The sequence below is a fragment of the Sinorhizobium sp. CCBAU 05631 genome (genome assembly GCF_002288505.1).
Classification (GTDB): domain Bacteria; phylum Pseudomonadota; class Alphaproteobacteria; order Rhizobiales; family Rhizobiaceae; genus Sinorhizobium; species Sinorhizobium fredii_C.
In genome coordinates, this window is the sequence record NZ_CP023063.1 from 2,490,082 (window position 1) to 2,504,301 (window position 14,220).

General features: G+C 63.0%; 16 protein-coding genes and 1 pseudogene. 3 read left to right on the plus strand and 14 right to left on the minus strand.

Annotated features, from left to right (window positions below; all coding sequences use genetic code 11):
* Positions 1-3: 3 nt before the first annotated feature.
* A complete protein-coding gene (locus tag SS05631_RS12230) occupies positions 4-3,318 on the plus strand; it encodes an efflux RND transporter permease subunit (RefSeq protein ID WP_037414600.1) in 3,315 nt (1,104 codons plus the stop codon).
* A 143-nt stretch (positions 3,319-3,461) separates the two neighbouring features.
* A pseudogene (locus SS05631_RS12235) lies at positions 3,462-4,143 on the plus strand (Crp/Fnr family transcriptional regulator).
* 10 nt (positions 4,144-4,153) lie between these two features.
* Here the strand turns inward: SS05631_RS12235 and ureG are convergent.
* From ureG to SS05631_RS12305, 14 genes are all read right to left on the minus strand, one after another.
* The gene (ureG, locus tag SS05631_RS12240) at positions 4,154-4,765 is read right to left on the minus strand and encodes an urease accessory protein UreG (RefSeq protein WP_037414598.1); all 612 of its coding nucleotides are present in this window, start codon (positions 4,763-4,765) and stop codon (positions 4,154-4,156) included.
* Between the two features lie 86 nt (positions 4,766-4,851).
* Positions 4,852-5,523, minus strand: a complete 672-nt coding sequence (locus SS05631_RS12245) for an urease accessory protein UreF (protein WP_037414631.1) — start codon at positions 5,521-5,523, stop codon at positions 4,852-4,854.
* On the minus strand, positions 5,516-5,995 hold the full coding sequence (gene ureE, locus SS05631_RS12250; protein ID WP_037414596.1) for an urease accessory protein UreE: 480 nt from the start codon (positions 5,993-5,995) through the stop codon (positions 5,516-5,518). The genes SS05631_RS12245 and ureE overlap by 8 nt, the downstream gene beginning before the upstream one ends.
* A 1-nt stretch (position 5,996) precedes the next feature.
* The gene (locus SS05631_RS12255) at positions 5,997-6,293 is read right to left on the minus strand and encodes a putative quinol monooxygenase (protein WP_037414595.1); all 297 of its coding nucleotides are present in this window, start codon (positions 6,291-6,293) and stop codon (positions 5,997-5,999) included.
* Positions 6,294-6,421: 128 nt separating this feature from the next.
* A complete protein-coding gene (locus SS05631_RS12260) occupies positions 6,422-6,961 on the minus strand; it encodes a peroxiredoxin (protein WP_037414593.1) in 540 nt (179 codons plus the stop codon).
* 169 nt (positions 6,962-7,130) lie between these two features.
* Positions 7,131-7,802 carry a TIGR02117 family protein gene (locus SS05631_RS12265; RefSeq protein WP_037414629.1) on the minus strand — a complete coding sequence of 224 codons (672 nt, stop codon included), beginning with the start codon at positions 7,800-7,802 and terminating at the stop codon, positions 7,131-7,133.
* Positions 7,803-7,822: 20 nt separating this feature from the next.
* Complete coding sequence (gene ureC / locus SS05631_RS12270; protein ID WP_037414591.1) at positions 7,823-9,535, minus strand: urease subunit alpha; 1,713 nt, start codon at positions 9,533-9,535, stop codon at positions 7,823-7,825.
* A gap of 3 nt (positions 9,536-9,538) precedes the next feature.
* Positions 9,539-10,189, minus strand: coding sequence for a Urease operon accessory protein (locus SS05631_RS12275; RefSeq protein ID WP_086022726.1), 651 nt, complete (start codon positions 10,187-10,189; stop codon positions 9,539-9,541).
* Positions 10,190-10,612: a lysozyme inhibitor LprI family protein gene (locus SS05631_RS12280; RefSeq protein WP_037414590.1), complete on the minus strand. Its 423-nt coding sequence runs from the start codon at positions 10,610-10,612 to the stop codon at positions 10,190-10,192.
* Positions 10,609-10,914 carry an urease subunit beta gene (locus SS05631_RS12285; RefSeq protein ID WP_037414588.1) on the minus strand — a complete coding sequence of 102 codons (306 nt, stop codon included), beginning with the start codon at positions 10,912-10,914 and terminating at the stop codon, positions 10,609-10,611. The genes SS05631_RS12280 and SS05631_RS12285 overlap by 4 nt, the downstream gene beginning before the upstream one ends.
* A 12-nt stretch (positions 10,915-10,926) precedes the next feature.
* Positions 10,927-11,181 carry a DUF1272 domain-containing protein gene (locus SS05631_RS12290; RefSeq protein ID WP_083853876.1) on the minus strand — a complete coding sequence of 85 codons (255 nt, stop codon included), beginning with the start codon at positions 11,179-11,181 and terminating at the stop codon, positions 10,927-10,929.
* A 9-nt stretch (positions 11,182-11,190) separates the two neighbouring features.
* Complete coding sequence (locus SS05631_RS12295; protein ID WP_026618115.1) at positions 11,191-11,493, minus strand: urease subunit gamma; 303 nt, start codon at positions 11,491-11,493, stop codon at positions 11,191-11,193.
* Positions 11,494-11,520: 27 nt separating this feature from the next.
* Entirely contained in the window at positions 11,521-12,354 is an 834-nt protein-coding gene (locus tag SS05631_RS12300) for an urease accessory protein UreD (protein WP_037414582.1), read from the minus strand.
* A 222-nt stretch (positions 12,355-12,576) separates the two neighbouring features.
* A complete protein-coding gene (locus tag SS05631_RS12305) occupies positions 12,577-13,563 on the minus strand; it encodes an alpha/beta hydrolase (RefSeq protein WP_037414580.1) in 987 nt (328 codons plus the stop codon).
* Between the two features lie 199 nt (positions 13,564-13,762).
* On the opposite strand from SS05631_RS12305, the gene SS05631_RS12310 reads away from it, so the two are divergent.
* Positions 13,763-14,215 carry a MarR family transcriptional regulator gene (locus SS05631_RS12310; protein WP_037414579.1) on the plus strand — a complete coding sequence of 151 codons (453 nt, stop codon included), beginning with the start codon at positions 13,763-13,765 and terminating at the stop codon, positions 14,213-14,215.
* Positions 14,216-14,220: the final 5 nt, after the last annotated feature.

Sequence of the window (14,220 nt, forward strand, 5' to 3'; positions counted from 1 at the left end):
ACCATGAACTTCTCCGCCTGGTCCATCCGCAATCCGGTCGCGCCGATTCTGGCGTTTTTCGTGCTCGTCGTGCTCGGCTGGCAGTCCTTCAATTCGCTGCCGATCACCCGCTTCCCGAACATCGACGTCCCGATCGTCTCGATCGTCGTGGCGCAGAGCGGAGCCGCCCCCGCCGAACTCGAGACCCAGGTGACCAAGGAAATCGAGGACGCGGTAGCCGGCATCTCCGGCGTCGACCATATCGAGTCGACGATTACCGACGGGACATCCACCACCGCAGTCATCTTCCGCATGGAAGTGCCCACGCAACAGGCCGTTCAGGATGTCAAGGACGCGATCGACCGCATCCGCGGCGACCTGCCGACCTCGATCGAGGAGCCGATCGTCTCCAAGGTTGACGTGGAAGGCCAGGCCATCCAGACCTTTGCCGTCTCCTCGCCCGGCATGACGCTCGAGGAGCTGTCCTGGTTCGTCGACGACACGATCAAGCGCGCCATCCAGGGCCAAAGCGGCATCGGTCGGGTCGACCGCTATGGCGGGTCCGACCGCGAAGTGCGCATCGAGCTCGATGACGACCGGCTGAATTCCTTCGGGATCACCGCGGCTGACGTCAACGGCCAGCTCCGCCGCATGAACATGGATCTCGGCTCGGGCCGCGGTCAGGTCGGCGGCAGCGAACAGGCGATCCGTACGCTCGGCGACGCGCGCGACGTTTCCCAGCTCGCCAACACGATGATCTCGCTGCCGAACGGACGCTTCGTGCGTCTGTCGGAGCTCGGCAAGGTTACCGATACCTACGAGGAGCCGAAGTCCTTCTCGCGCTTCAACGGCCACCCGGGCGTTACCTTCGCGGTGTTCCGTGCCAAGGGGGCGAGCGAGGTGAGCGTCGCCGAAACAGTCGCCAAGACCCTCGACGAGATCCGCGCCAAGCATCCGGACGTCACCATCGAGATGGTCGACGATCTGGTCTACTTCACCTATGGCAACTACGAGGCGGCGATACATACGCTGATCGAGGGTGCTCTGCTCGCCGTCATCGTCGTTATGCTGTTCCTGCGCAACTGGCGCGCCACCTTGATCTCAGCGGTTGCTCTGCCGCTTTCAGCCATCCCGACTTTCTGGGTCATGGAGCTCCTTGGCTTCTCGCTGAACCTCGTGAGCTTCCTGGCGATGACGCTCGCAACCGGCATTCTCGTCGACGATGCAATCGTCGAGATCGAGAATATCGAGCGCCATATCCGCATGGGCAAGTCGCCCTACAAGGCGGCGATCGAGGCAGCCGACGAGATCGGCCTGGCGGTCATCGCCACCACCTTCACCATCATCGCGGTCTTCGTGCCCGTTTCCTTCATGCCAGGCATTCCGGGGCAATACTTCATCCAGTTCGGGCTGACGGTCGCTGTCTCGGTCTTCTTCTCGCTGCTCGTCGCCCGCCTGATCACGCCGGTGATGGCGGCCTATCTGATGAAGCCGACGGATGTCGGCGGCGGTCACCACGATGATGACGGCTTCATGATGCGGCAGTACACGCGGGTCGTGCACTTCACCACGAAACGCTGGTATACGCGCTACTCCACGCTGGTCGTGGCAATCCTGCTCACTATCGGCTCCGTCGCCGCGCTCATCGCCTTCGTGCCCGGTAGTTTCCTGCCGCCGGAGGACAATTCGCGCGTCAGCCTGTCGATTGAACTGCCGCCCGATGCGATGCTCGAGGACACGGACCGGACGACCACGGAAATCTACAACCGCATCAAGGATATCGAGGGAGTCGAGAACGTCTTCGTCCTCGGGGGCGCCTCGCCGAAGGGCGATCTCGAACTGCGCCGCGCCGCCGTCACCGTGCTGCTCAAGAAGCTCGATCACTCGCTTGTCAACAAGGTCGTCAACGACGTTATCGGGCGCACGCCGCTGATCGGTGAGTATCTGCCGAAGCTGCCGCCGGCTGGCCGCACCAAGCCGCAATCTCAGATCGAGAAGGAAATCTTCGCGCGGCTGCAATCGATCCCGGATCTCCGCGTCACCAAGTTGAACGATCGCGGCGAGCGCGACCTGTCGTTCAACCTGCTTTCCAACAACGAGGCGGATCTGGAGACGGCCATCGCCACGCTCGAAGCGAAGCTCCGCAGGGATCCGCTGCTCGCCAATGTCAGCCCCGACGGTGCCCTGCCGCGGCCGGAACTGCAGATTCGTCCGCGCGATGAGCAGATGTCCCGCCTCGGCATCACCACGGCGCAGATCTCGGAAGTTATCCGCGTCGCCACGATCGGCGATATCGACGCACAACTGACGAAGATTGCGCTCGACGGGCGGCTGATCCCGATCCGGGTCCAGCTCAACCGCGATTTCCGGACAGATCTGGCTGCGATCCGCAATCTCAGGGTACAGACGGCGTCCGGTGCGACAGTCCCGCTCGCGAGCGTCGCCGACATCAACTATGGAGAAGGGCCGAGTTCCATCAAACGCTATGACCGCAACCGCGTTGTGAAGCTCGGCGCCGATCTGCCCGTAGGCGTCGCCCTCGACACCGCGTCGGCCCGCTTCAAGCAGATCGCCTCCGAAGCGAAGCTGCCGGGGACCGTCGAGTTCCTCGAAAGTGGCGACGCCGAAGTGCAGGCGGAAATGCAGCAGAGCTTCGGCAATGCGATGCTGCTGGGCCTGATGATGGTGCTGGTCGTGCTCATCCTCTTGTTCAAGGACGTCATCCAGCCATTCACTATCCTGTTCTCGCTGCCGCTGGCGATCGGCGGCGTGGCAGCCGCTTTGATCCTCACGCAGAATGCGCTCTCCATGCCCGTCCTGATCGGCATCCTCATGCTGATGGGCATCGTCACCAAGAACGCCATCCTGCTCGTCGATTTCGGCATCGAGATGATGCATCACGGCATGGACCGGACGCTGTCGATGATCGAGGCTGGCCGCAAGCGCGCCCGGCCGATCGTCATGACCTCCATCGCTATGTCCGCCGGTATGCTCCCCTCTGCACTCGGCGTCGGCGAAGGCGGCTCGTTCCGGGCGCCGATGGCGATCGCGGTCATCGGCGGCATCATCGTCTCGACGGTGCTCAGCCTCGTCGTCGTCCCCTCCTTCTTCCTGATCATGGACGACCTGTCGCGTCTTCTCGCCTGGACCTTCGGCCGCATGGTCGGCAAGAAGGAGGAAGAAGACCTGCCGCTCGACCGCGAGGCGCTCAGCAAGCTTGCCGCAGAACAGGGCACGACGATCGAAAGCCTGGAGGAGCGTGTCAAGGCGCTGGAGGCCGAGCGGCGCGGCAAGTCCGACCGCAAGGTCATCAGCCATCCGGCACTCGCCGCCGAGTAAGCCGTATTTTCTAAGAACTACTGCTGCACCCGTTCCGAGCAGGGACAAGCAGCAGCGCCTCTTTTCGCCAAGTTGTTTGATACGGGTCAAGTTAGGACCGGCGCGAAACCGCTAGCTTAGTCACGATTTTTCGGACGAGCGGTATGAAGACCTTGCGATTGACCTCCAGCGACCGGGCCATCCTCCTCAATGCGCGATTCTTTTCGCGGCTGCCGCGATCCGCGATAGGGGCGATTGTCGAGGGCGCGACAGTTTCGACGCACGAAGCGCACGTCACGCTGTTTCGCCAGAACGAGCCGCTCGACGATGTGCTGGTCGTCCTCTCGGGGCTCGTCCGCCTCTATCGCCTGGGCAAGGTACGGGCGCGAAGCCGGTGTCGCAGTCTTCCCGAAAGGCGAATTGATCGGCGTCAACGCCATGTTCCTGGATCGCCGCGCGACCGCCAATGCCCAGGCCGCCGAACACTCGATCATCGCCCGGCTGGAAGGCGGCAAGCTGCGCCGGCTGGCCGCCGAAGACCCGGCCGTTGCCCAGGCGCTTCTCGAAATTCTTTGTCACCACGGCAAGCTGGCCGAGGACTGCCTTGCCGAAGACCGGCTTCTCACCGCGCCTCAGCGCGTCGCGAACTACATTCTGAGCCATTGCCCGAACGGTTCCCAGAGCTTCTCCTTCCGCCTGCCGTTTCAGAAGAGCGTGCTCGCCGGCAAACTCGGCCTCGCCCCCGAGGCACTGTCGCGCGCCTTCTCCACGCTTCGTCAATCGGGCGTCGTGGTGAAGGGCCGGGTGATCGAAATTCGCGACCGTCAGGCGCTCGAACAGTTCTAAGGTCCCGAGTTTAGAGCCCGCCCTGCACCGTCAGGAACTCGACGATCCGGTCGATGCCGTCGCCGCGCTTCATGTCGGAAAAGACGAAGGGCTTTTCGGCGCGCATACGTGTCGCATCGCGCTCCATAACTTCGAGATCGGCGCCCACATAAGGAGCGAGATCCTTCTTGTTGATCACCAGCAGATCCGACCTGGTGATCCCCGGGCCACCTTTGCGCGGGATTTCCTCCCCCTGGCAGACGGAGATCACATAGATGGTCAGGTCCGCCAGGTCGGGCGAAAAGGTCGCAGCGAGGTTGTCGCCGCCCGATTCGATGAAGACCACGTCGAGATCGGGGATGCGGCGGTTGAGGTCGGCAATCGCCTGAAGATTGATCGAGGCGTCCTCGCGAATCGCCGTGTGCGGGCAGCCGCCGGTCTCGACGCCGACGATTCGCTCCGAAGGCAGCGCCTGCATCCGCACCAGCGCCTCGGCGTCCTCTTTCGTGTAGATATCATTGGTGACGACGGCGACCGAATATTTCTCGCGCATCGCCTTGCACAGCTTGTCGGTCAGCGCCGTCTTGCCGGACCCGACCGGGCCGCCGATGCCGACGCGAAGGGGACCGTTTTTCGATGGCATTTTCTATGTCCTTTCCGGGCGCCTGAGTCTTTGCTTTCCATGCATGTCGTTGGCCCAAAACCGTTGCCACTTTTGGGCGACATGCATCACGAACGAAACAGGCGCGAATGCAGGGTTTCATGTCTGAGCGATGCAATATCGGCCATGATCGCGGCCGAGCCAAGATCGTCGAGCGAGCCGCGCGCGGCGCGAGCGGCAATCGCCGCCATCGCCGCCTCCAGCCCGGCAAGCAAGCCGACGCCGTCGCGCTGGCCGATGACGCCGCAACGGATGGCGACCGATACGGCATTGGAGGTCGTTGCGTTGAGAAAGGCCGCGATCGTCGGCTCAAGTCCGGTCCGATGCGCACCGGCGACGGCACCGACCGCCACCGGATAGGCGGCCGTCGATCCGAGCGTCTCCAGCACCGGGTGCGGCCAGTGGCCGGCGGCGGCAAGGAACGCCTCGCCAAGAAGCATGGTTTCCATGTGCCGCTCGCGCGAGCCGGCAAGCGCCTCGGCAATTTCGCCGACCGCCCGTAGCCGGGCTGGATCGTCATGGCCGCGATAGCTTTCCGCCAGAAGCAGCGCGTCGTTCCAGATCGGGCCGCGGTTCACCAGCGTTTCCAGCCACTGCCGCAGATCGCCGGCACTTGTAACGAGGCCGTCATGAACGGCCTGCTCCAATCCGCCGGAATAGGAAAAGGCGCCGACCGGAAAGGCAGGCGAGAGCCAGGTGACGAGGCGCAGCAGAGCCTGCGTGGCGGCCTCGTCAGCCATGGTCGTGGTGGTGACCGTGCCCATGGTGGTGATGGCCGGTGCCGTGATAGGCGCCGCGCAAGGGTTGGAACGGCTCGACCACTTCGCTTACCGTCGCTCCGAGCCCTTCGAGCATGGCGCGGATGACGGGATCGCGGGCGATCAAGATCCGCCCCTCCTCGATCGCTGCCGGCAGGTGCCGGTTGCCGAGATGCCAGGCGAGTTCGACCAGATGCAGCCTGTCGCGCGGAAGGATTTCGTAGAGCGCCTCCTCAGCCGCTTTCACTTCGATATAGCCGCCGCCCTCCAGCACCAGCAGGTCGCCGTCGGCAAGCATTACCGGCTCCTTGAGGTCGAGCATCACCACATCCTCGTTTTCGAGATGCAGGAGCTTGCGGCGCAGATGCCGCTGGTCGTGGGTGAGCGTCACCTGGTGAAGCGGCGCCTTGTCGGCGGCACCCGGAGAGAGGATCTCCGTCGAACGATAGGGCACGTCAGATGACCTCGACCTTTTCCGGATGCACGACCTCGATACGCGCTTCGACGAGCAGGTCGGCCATCGCCGCCTGGAAGGATTTCAGATGCGGTTCGGCGAAGTGCGCATCGAGGGCCGCCCGGCTCTTCCAGGTCTCGACGAAGACCAGCGCGTTCGGCTCGGCGGGCTTTAGATAGAGATCGTAGCTGATGCAGCCCTCCTCCTTGCGGGTGGCCTCGATCAGCGGTGCGGCACGGGCCACGACGTCGTCGCCCTTGCCCGCATGCGCCTTCAGATATGCGATGACGTAAACCATTTGAGTTCCGTGCCTCTGACGGGCTTCACATTAACAAGAAAAAGCCCCGGCGCCAGCAGCAAGAGGGAAATCCGAACGACTTTCCAACCTGCGTGCGGCAGCGGGGCTTATACGATCACAATGCCGGATCAGGCAGCGATCTTCTGCGACTTCAGCGCCTCGAGAATGTTCTGCGGCGAGGAGACGCCATAGGGGTCGCTATCGCAATTGTCGGAATAGCCTTCCTCTTCGAACCACTGCTCGACCGTGCCGTTGTTGACGATGGCGGCGTAGCGCCAGGAGCGCATTCCGAAGCCGAGATTGTCCTTGGCGACCAGCATGCCCATCTTGCGCGTGAACTCGCCCGAACCATCCGGAATAAGCTTGACGTTTTCCAGCCCCTGAGACTTGCCCCAGGCGTTCATGACGAAGGCGTCGTTGACCGAGATGCAATAGATCTCGTCGATGCCGAGCGCGCGGAACTCGGGCGTCAGCTTCTCGAAATCCGGCAGCTGGTAGGTCGAGCAGGTCGGGGTGAAGGCGCCCGGCAGCGAGAACAAGACGACGCGCTTGCCGACGAAATAGTCGTTCGACGAGACATCCTGCCAGCGGAACGGATTGGAACCGCCAACGGATTCGTCGCGGACGCGGGTGCGGAAGGTTACAACGGGAACTTTTCTGCCGAGCATCAACATCTCCTTCGAGTGGCAGCCGGCCGTCAAGTCTTGGGAGGAAGCGCAGCCGGCGAAAGGGAGGCCCCTTCTATCGGAGATTCCGCTGCAGTGCAGCATCAAAGCGGCGATCTCGGTGGCTGCGCATGGCAGGCATGCGACTGCCGCATGGCTGCACCCTGGGGACTCAGTTGTAGATGCTGAGAGAAAAGTCCAAGGACACAGGAATGGGATTCCACAGCCCCGTTCGCAGGCCGGCATTTCGCAGCGCACGCGCCGTCCACGTGTTGCACCCGAACAGAGCGTTGAAATAGCCGTGCGCCTCGAAAAAACGGTCATTCGGCCCGTAGGAGAAGCCGGCTACAGGCATTGCCACTCCAGCCTCCCGTCGGAAGCTGTCGTCGATGAAGTCCAGCAAGCGCTGGTGATCTTCGGCATCAATATCAAAACCGGCGACAGCGTCCTGCGGCTCGACAATATGTCCCGCGGTATCGACATGCATCACGGACCGATCGAGGCTAAGTGCCCTCAAGACCGGCAATGGCTTCAACGCGCTCCAGGTCGGCGTCTCCAGATAGAAGGAGCGCCCTCCCCAGCCAAAGATCAGCCATTGGGCGTCGGGATGCCGGAGCGGTACGTCCGCATCTTCGAGAAACGCGAATTTCGCCCGAACCTCGTCGTCCACCCTGACGGCGATATCCGTGTGAATAGGACCGGAAAGCACCAGGATGCGATGCAGCCCGGTCGTGTCACCCGACGCATAGGCAGGCATAAGCGGCTTGGGAACCAAGGTTCCGCCAACCGCCGCGAGCATCAGGACGAGGATGGTCCCGCAAAGCCATCTGACCGCACGCTTTATTCGCATACTGAGAGCGGCGACTAAAACAGGAAATACCGCTGCGCCATCGGCAGCACGGTCGCCGGCTCGCACGTCAACAGCGCGCCGTCGGCGCGCACCTCATAGGTTTCCGGATCGACCTCGACATGCGGTGTGAGGCTGTTGTGGATCATCGAGGCCTTGCCGATGCCGCCGCGGGTATTCTGGACGGCGACGAGCTCTTTGGCGACGCCGAGCCGTCCCGCCAGGCCGGCGTCGAGCGAAGCCTGCGACACGAAGGTGACCGAGGAATTGGTCCGGCTTCGGCCATAGGCGCCGAACATCGGCCGGTAATGGACCGGCTGTGGCGTCGGGATCGAAGCATTCGGGTCGCCCATCGGCGCGGCCGCGATCGTTCCGCCGAGCAGCACCATATCCGGCTTCACGCCGAAAAAGGCAGGGTTCCAGATGACGAGGTCGGCGCGCTTACCGACTTCGAGCGAACCGATCTCATGGCTGAGGCCATGGGCGATCGCCGGGTTGATCGTGTATTTGGCGACATAGCGCTTGACGCGGAAATTGTCGTTGTCGCCGATCTCCTCCTTCAGCCGGCCGCGCTGGCGCTTCATCTTGTCGGCCGTCTGCCAGGTGCGGATCGCCACCTCGCCGACACGGCCCATGGCCTGGCTGTCGGAGGAGATGATCGAGAAGGCGCCGATATCGTGGAGAATGTCCTCCGCGGCGATCGTCTCCTTGCGGATGCGGCTTTCGGCAAAGGCGATGTCCTCGGGGATCGACGGCGACAGGTGGTGGCAGACCATGAGCATGTCGAGATGCTCGGCCAGCGTGTTCTGGGTGTAGGGCCGCGTCGGGTTGGTCGAGGACGGAATGACGTTCGGCTGGCCGCAGATCTTGATGATGTCCGGTGCGTGGCCGCCGCCCGCCCCTTCCGTATGGAAGGCGTGAATGGTCCGGCCCTTGATCGCCGCAATCGTGTCCTCGACGAAGCCGCTCTCGTTTAGCGTGTCGGTGTGGATCATCACCTGAACGTCGTATTCGTCCGCCACCGACAGGCAGCAGTCGATCGCTCCCGGTGTCGTTCCCCAGTCCTCGTGCAGCTTCAGCGAGGTGGCGCCGCCGAGCACCATTTCAACGAGCGCGCCCGGCAGCGAGGCGTTGCCCTTGCCGGCGAAGGCAAGGTTCATCGGGAAGGCATCGGCGGCCTCGATCATACGCGCGATATGCCACGGCCCCGGCGTGCACGTCGTCGCCAGCGTGCCATGTGCGGGGCCCGTGCCGCCACCGAGCATGCAGGTGAGCCCGCTCATCAGCGCCTCTTCGATCTGCTGCGGGCAGATGAAATGGATATGGCTGTCCATGCCGCCGGCCGTGACGATCTTGCCCTCGCCGGCGATCGCCTCGGTGCCCGGTCCGACGATGATGTTCACGCCCGGCTGCGTATCGGGATTGCCGGCCTTTCCTATTGCCGCGATCCGCCCGTCCTTCAGGCCGATATCCGCCTTGACGATGCCCCAGTGGTCGACGATCAGCGCGTTGGTGATGACCGTATCGACCGCGCCGCCCTCGCGCGTCACCTGGCTCTGGCCCATGCCGTCGCGGATGACCTTGCCGCCGCCGAACTTCACCTCTTCGCCATAGGTGGTGAAGTCCTTCTCAACCTCAATGAAGAGCTCCGTGTCGGCAAGCCGCACCCTGTCGCCGACCGTCGGACCGAACATGTTGGCATAGGCCGCGCGCGACATTTTGTAGGACATGGTTCAGGCTCCTTGGGACAAGTCTGACGAAGGCAATGGATTGAGGCGGCGGAGGCGGCCTGCGGCGGCATGCGCATCGACATAACGCCGCTCGGCGGCGAAGGGATGCCACTCCCAGCCGCTGTGACCGAAGCCGGCGAGCACGATCTCGTCGCCGGCGGAAGCGACGTCGGACAGGATGTCGGCGATCACCACCAGACCGCTCGATGGAGCGACGTAAGGCGGCGGCGCGAAACGGGCGAGATCTTGCTCCAGCCGCTCGTGCGCTTCGATCGGGACGACCCGGTGCCGTCGGCCGGTCGCCCGCGCGAAGGTCTCGAAGCCGGTGGTGTAGTCGTCGCAGAAATCGTCGAGGTCCGGATGGGTCTTGGCGAGCGCTGCCCGCATCGCCGCGAACTTGGCAGCGGAACGCACGCTCCAGATTTCACGCGCCTGGCGCACCGGCTCGCTCGTCTTCCAGCGGCCACCGCCGAGCATTGCAAGCGCCGGGCGGCCCGTGTTGCAGACGGCGACGATGTCGGTGCGGGTGCCGCCCCGGCCGACCGAGCGGCAATCGTTGAAGCGGACTACCAGGTCGGCTGCGTCGATCGTCGCGGCAGCACCCTCCGGCACCTCGCCATTTCCCACGATCATGACGCGCCGGCCCAGCAACACTCAGTTTCCTTGCGCCTCGAGAAGTTCCTTGAGTTCGGCGGTGCGCTTTCGGGTCAGCTCTGCGAGGCAGCCCGAGACGAGCATGGGCTCCATCGAACCGCCCCGAGCCTCGAAGCCGGCGAGTTCGCACTGGCCGTCGCGGTAGCCGATCCAGGCCCGCTGCGCCTTTTTCAATGCCGCGATGGCACCTATATAAGCCGCGTCGATATCACCGAGCTCCTTGTCGGTTTGCTGCATCGCGGTCATCGCCTGCTTATAGATCTTGTTCAGGTCCGCATCCGCGGCCTGGTATTCCCGATCGGCGCAAATGTTCAAATCCATCTGCGCTACCGCCTCTTGGCAATTCACCTCAGGCTGTTCCTGAGCGAGCGCAAAGGTCGTGAGAATTAGAAGCAGGCCAAGGGCGGATGCGGCTACTCTCATAGCTTGCCCATGACCTGTTGACGGAACCCGAAAACCTCGCGCTTGCCGGAAAGCGGGATCAGCGTCACCTGCCGCGTCTGCCCCGGTTCGAAACGCACCGCCGTGCCCGCCGGGATATCGAGCCGCTTGCCGCGCGCCGCACCACGGTCGAAGATCAGGCCGGCGTTCGTTTCCGCGAAATGATAATGGCTGCCGACCTGAACCGGCCGGTCGCCGGAATTGGAGACTTCGATGGTGATCGTCGGAAGACCGACATTGAGTTCGATGTCGCCCGCGGCTGCGATGATCTCGCCTGGAATCATGCTCGTCTCTCCTTACGCGGCCTTTTCCGGCGCGCAGCCTTGCGGCTTCAGCACGCGCTGGGTCGAGGCCGGACATTTCCTGAGCATTGCCGTCGGCCGCATAGGACGGCGGACCAGCTCGCCGCTGCAGTTTGGGCAGATCCCGCCGAGCTTCCCCTCGGCGCAATCGGCGCAAAAGGTGCATTCGAAAGTGCAGATCATCGCCTCCCGGCTTTCGGGCGGCAGGTCGCGATCGCAGCATTCGCAGTTCGGGCGCAAGCTCAGCATCGTTGTCTCCTAGCGGATCGGCTCGTGAACGGTGACCAGCTTCGTCCCATCCGGGAAGGTCGCCTCAATCTGGATGTCGTGGATCATCTCGGGGATGCCTTCCATGACCTGGTCGCGGGTCAGCACATGGGCGCCCGCCTCCATCAACTCAGCGACGGACCGGCCGTCGCGCGCACCCTCGACGACGAAATCGGTGATGAGGGCGATGGCCTCCGGATGGTTGAGCTTGACGCCTCGCTCCAGTCGTCGGCGCGCGACCATTGCCGCCATGGAAATCAACAGCTTGTCTTTTTCGCGCGGAGTGAGATTCATGCGTCGCTATCCGGATTGATTGCGGGATCAGAGAGTCCAGACTTTCGGCACAGATGCGTCCTCACGCAAGTGCGAAATGAGCGGGATCAGGATTTTTCTGAGCGCAAATCCATCGACCGCGGCGACACGGGCAACGAGCTTGTCGCAGCCGCCGACCTTGTAGTGGCTGACTCCCGCCTCTACCACCGGCGCGAGCATTGCACGCAGCTTCGAAAGCATCGCTTCACAATCGGGCGCGGCATAAAGCAAGGTTGCGAAGGCAGCCGCACCGCCGAGCGTCGCTGGCCGGGCGGCAAGCCCTGCGATGTCGTCGGCAAGGGCCAGATCCTCGGCATGGACAAATCTGCCGCCGCTCCGCACGCGCCAACGATCGCGAAACAGCCCGGCATGCACCGCCTCGCCCATCGCCTTGCGGCCGAGAAGCACCGCCTCGACCGCGAGAAAGCTTGCATCGGGCGCCAGTTCTACCTCGAGCGAGCGCGACAGCGAGGCGCGGTCGAAGAGGATCGTTTCCTGCGGAAGCCAATCGACCCGCGCTCCGGCGGCGACGGATATGCACGTGGCGATTGAGGCCGTACCGGCGCTCGCCTTGTAGATCTTCTCGCAGGCCTGCGTCGTCAGCGTGAGCTCGGTCCCCTCGCCGGCTTCGAAATCCCATTCGAGCCGGTCGCCGCCGGTTACGCCGCCCGAGGAGTTGATGAGCACCGCCTCCATCGAGGCATCGAAGGTCTTCGGCAAGCGGATCTTGGCGCAACCTTCCTGATAGAGTTCGGCGATGCGCGTGCGTCCGCGTTCGGACTTGGCAACAAGCCGCCCTTTTCCCCACGCCCTTTGCGGAGCGATGATCGCCGCGTCATTCAAGGTGTTCAGATATCCCCAGCCGGCACGCCCCTGCGACGTGCATCGTCATGCGGCATCGTCCGAAATGGCATGATCAATGTCAAGTCACTGTTTCACAAGCACAATCGGGTCCGCCGAAAGAAACTCGTCGGACCGGCCAACTTTGAAGAGGCTGAGGGCCCACCAAAAAAGAGGGCGCCGGTTTGCGGCGCCCTCCGAACAACAATTTTGGCACGCGCCATCCTAGGAGCGGGCGAACTCCAGCAGGTCCTTGTTCAACTGATCCTTGTGGGTGTCCGTGATGCCATGCGGCGCACCCGGATAGACCTTCAGATCCGCGTGCGGAATGAGCGTCTTCGAGGCCCGGGCGGCGGCGTCGATCGGCACGATCTGGTCGTCGTCTCCATGGATGATGAGCGTCGGCACGTCGAACTTCTTCAGGTCCTCGGTGAAGTCGGTCTGCGAGAAGGCGACGATCGAGTCATAGGTATTTTTGTGGCCCCCCGCCATGCCCTGCAGCCAGAAGCTGTCGATCATCCCCTGCGACGGCTTCGCACCCGGACGGTTGAAGCCGAAGAAGGGACCGGAAGCGATGTCCTTGTAGAGCTGCGAGCGGTCGGCGAGGCTCGCCGCCTGCAAGCCATCGAACACCTCTTTCGGGAGGCCGCCCGGATTCTTGTCGGTCTTTACCATCAGCGGCGGCACCGCCGAAATCAACCCAGCCTTGGCAACGCGGCTGGTGCCGTGACGACCGATATAGCGGGTAATCTCGCCGCCGCCGGTCGAGAATCCGGCTAGAAAGATACCTTTCAGGTCCAGTTGCTCGATCAGGTCGGCAAGGTCGTCGGCATAGTGATCCATGTCGTTGCCGTCCCAGGGCTGGCTAGACCGGCCGTGGCCGCGGCGATCATGAGTGACGACGCGGAAACCGTTATTGGCGAGATGGAAGGCCTGGGCTTCCCAACTGTCGGACGAGAGCGGCCAGCCGTGGCTGAGGATGACGACCGGCCCGTCCTTCGGACCCCAGTTCTTGTAATAGATTTCAACGCCGTCGCGCGTGGTGATCCTGCTTCCCATGGTCCTTGCTCCTTCCGTTGTTGATGGCTTTGCTGTGTCCGCTGCGGCTGGCCGGGCGGCTGCGAATGCGGCGGCCGCGCTGGCGGCGCCGAGTGCTCCCGCCAGCATCTCCCTTCTGGAAACGGCGGTCGCGCTGTCTTGAACCTTTGTCATGGAATTGCTCCTTCCCTTCGTGGCGGCAAATGGGATCGTTGCGATGTAACCTTTGCGATAAGACGCCCGTCCCGCCTCTTAATTAGGCAACGATTAAATCGTACACGATCTTTATTGCGCCAGCACATCGATGTCAATACCTTGCGATTATATCGCGAACGATTTACTGTACTGCCTCGGCGAATACGGAAAGACAGCGATGGCGAAGGCAAATATCCCCTCTCCCGAAGAGTTGATGAAAATCGATAATTTCCTGTGCTTTGCAATCTATTCCGCGAACCACGCGTTTACGCGCGTCTACAAGCCACTACTCGACGAGCTGGATCTTACCTATCCACAATATCTCGTAATGGTTGTCCTGTGGGAAAAAGATGATCAAACCGTCGGCAGCCTGGGAGACAAGCTCTTTCTCGAATCGAGCACCCTCACGCCTATGCTGAAGCGCCTGGAGGCAATGGGCTATATTTCGAGAGTCCGCGACCGCGCCGACGAGCGGCAGGTGCGCGTGCGCCTGACCGAAACCGGCGAGGCGCTCAAGGAAAAGGCCAGCACCGTCCCGTGCGGCATCATCGAAGCGACCGGAATGGAGCCCGCGGAGATCGGGCGCCTAAAAGGGGAAATCGCAGCGCTCCGGGCATCGCTGCTGCGGTAGGCATG

Coding starts and splice junctions, on each gene's coding strand:
- SS05631_RS12230 (WP_037414600.1), top strand. CDS start 4: ATGAACTTCTCCGCCTGGTCCATCCGCAATCCGGTCGCGCCGATTCTG.
- ureG (WP_037414598.1), bottom strand. CDS start 4,765: ATGCCATCGAAAAACGGTCCCCTTCGCGTCGGCATCGGCGGCCCGGTC.
- SS05631_RS12245 (WP_037414631.1), bottom strand. CDS start 5,523: ATGGCTGACGAGGCCGCCACGCAGGCTCTGCTGCGCCTCGTCACCTGG.
- SS05631_RS12255 (WP_037414595.1), bottom strand. CDS start 6,293: ATGGTTTACGTCATCGCATATCTGAAGGCGCATGCGGGCAAGGGCGAC.
- SS05631_RS12260 (WP_037414593.1), bottom strand. CDS start 6,961: ATGCTCGGCAGAAAAGTTCCCGTTGTAACCTTCCGCACCCGCGTCCGC.
- ureC (WP_037414591.1), bottom strand. CDS start 9,535: ATGTCCTACAAAATGTCGCGCGCGGCCTATGCCAACATGTTCGGTCCG.
- SS05631_RS12280 (WP_037414590.1), bottom strand. CDS start 10,612: ATGAGAGTAGCCGCATCCGCCCTTGGCCTGCTTCTAATTCTCACGACC.
- SS05631_RS12285 (WP_037414588.1), bottom strand. CDS start 10,914: ATGATTCCAGGCGAGATCATCGCAGCCGCGGGCGACATCGAACTCAAT.
- SS05631_RS12290 (WP_083853876.1), bottom strand. CDS start 11,181: ATGCTGAGCTTGCGCCCGAACTGCGAATGCTGCGATCGCGACCTGCCG.
- SS05631_RS12295 (WP_026618115.1), bottom strand. CDS start 11,493: ATGAATCTCACTCCGCGCGAAAAAGACAAGCTGTTGATTTCCATGGCG.
- SS05631_RS12305 (WP_037414580.1), bottom strand. CDS start 13,563: ATGACAAAGGTTCAAGACAGCGCGACCGCCGTTTCCAGAAGGGAGATG.
- SS05631_RS12310 (WP_037414579.1), top strand. CDS start 13,763: ATGGCGAAGGCAAATATCCCCTCTCCCGAAGAGTTGATGAAAATCGAT.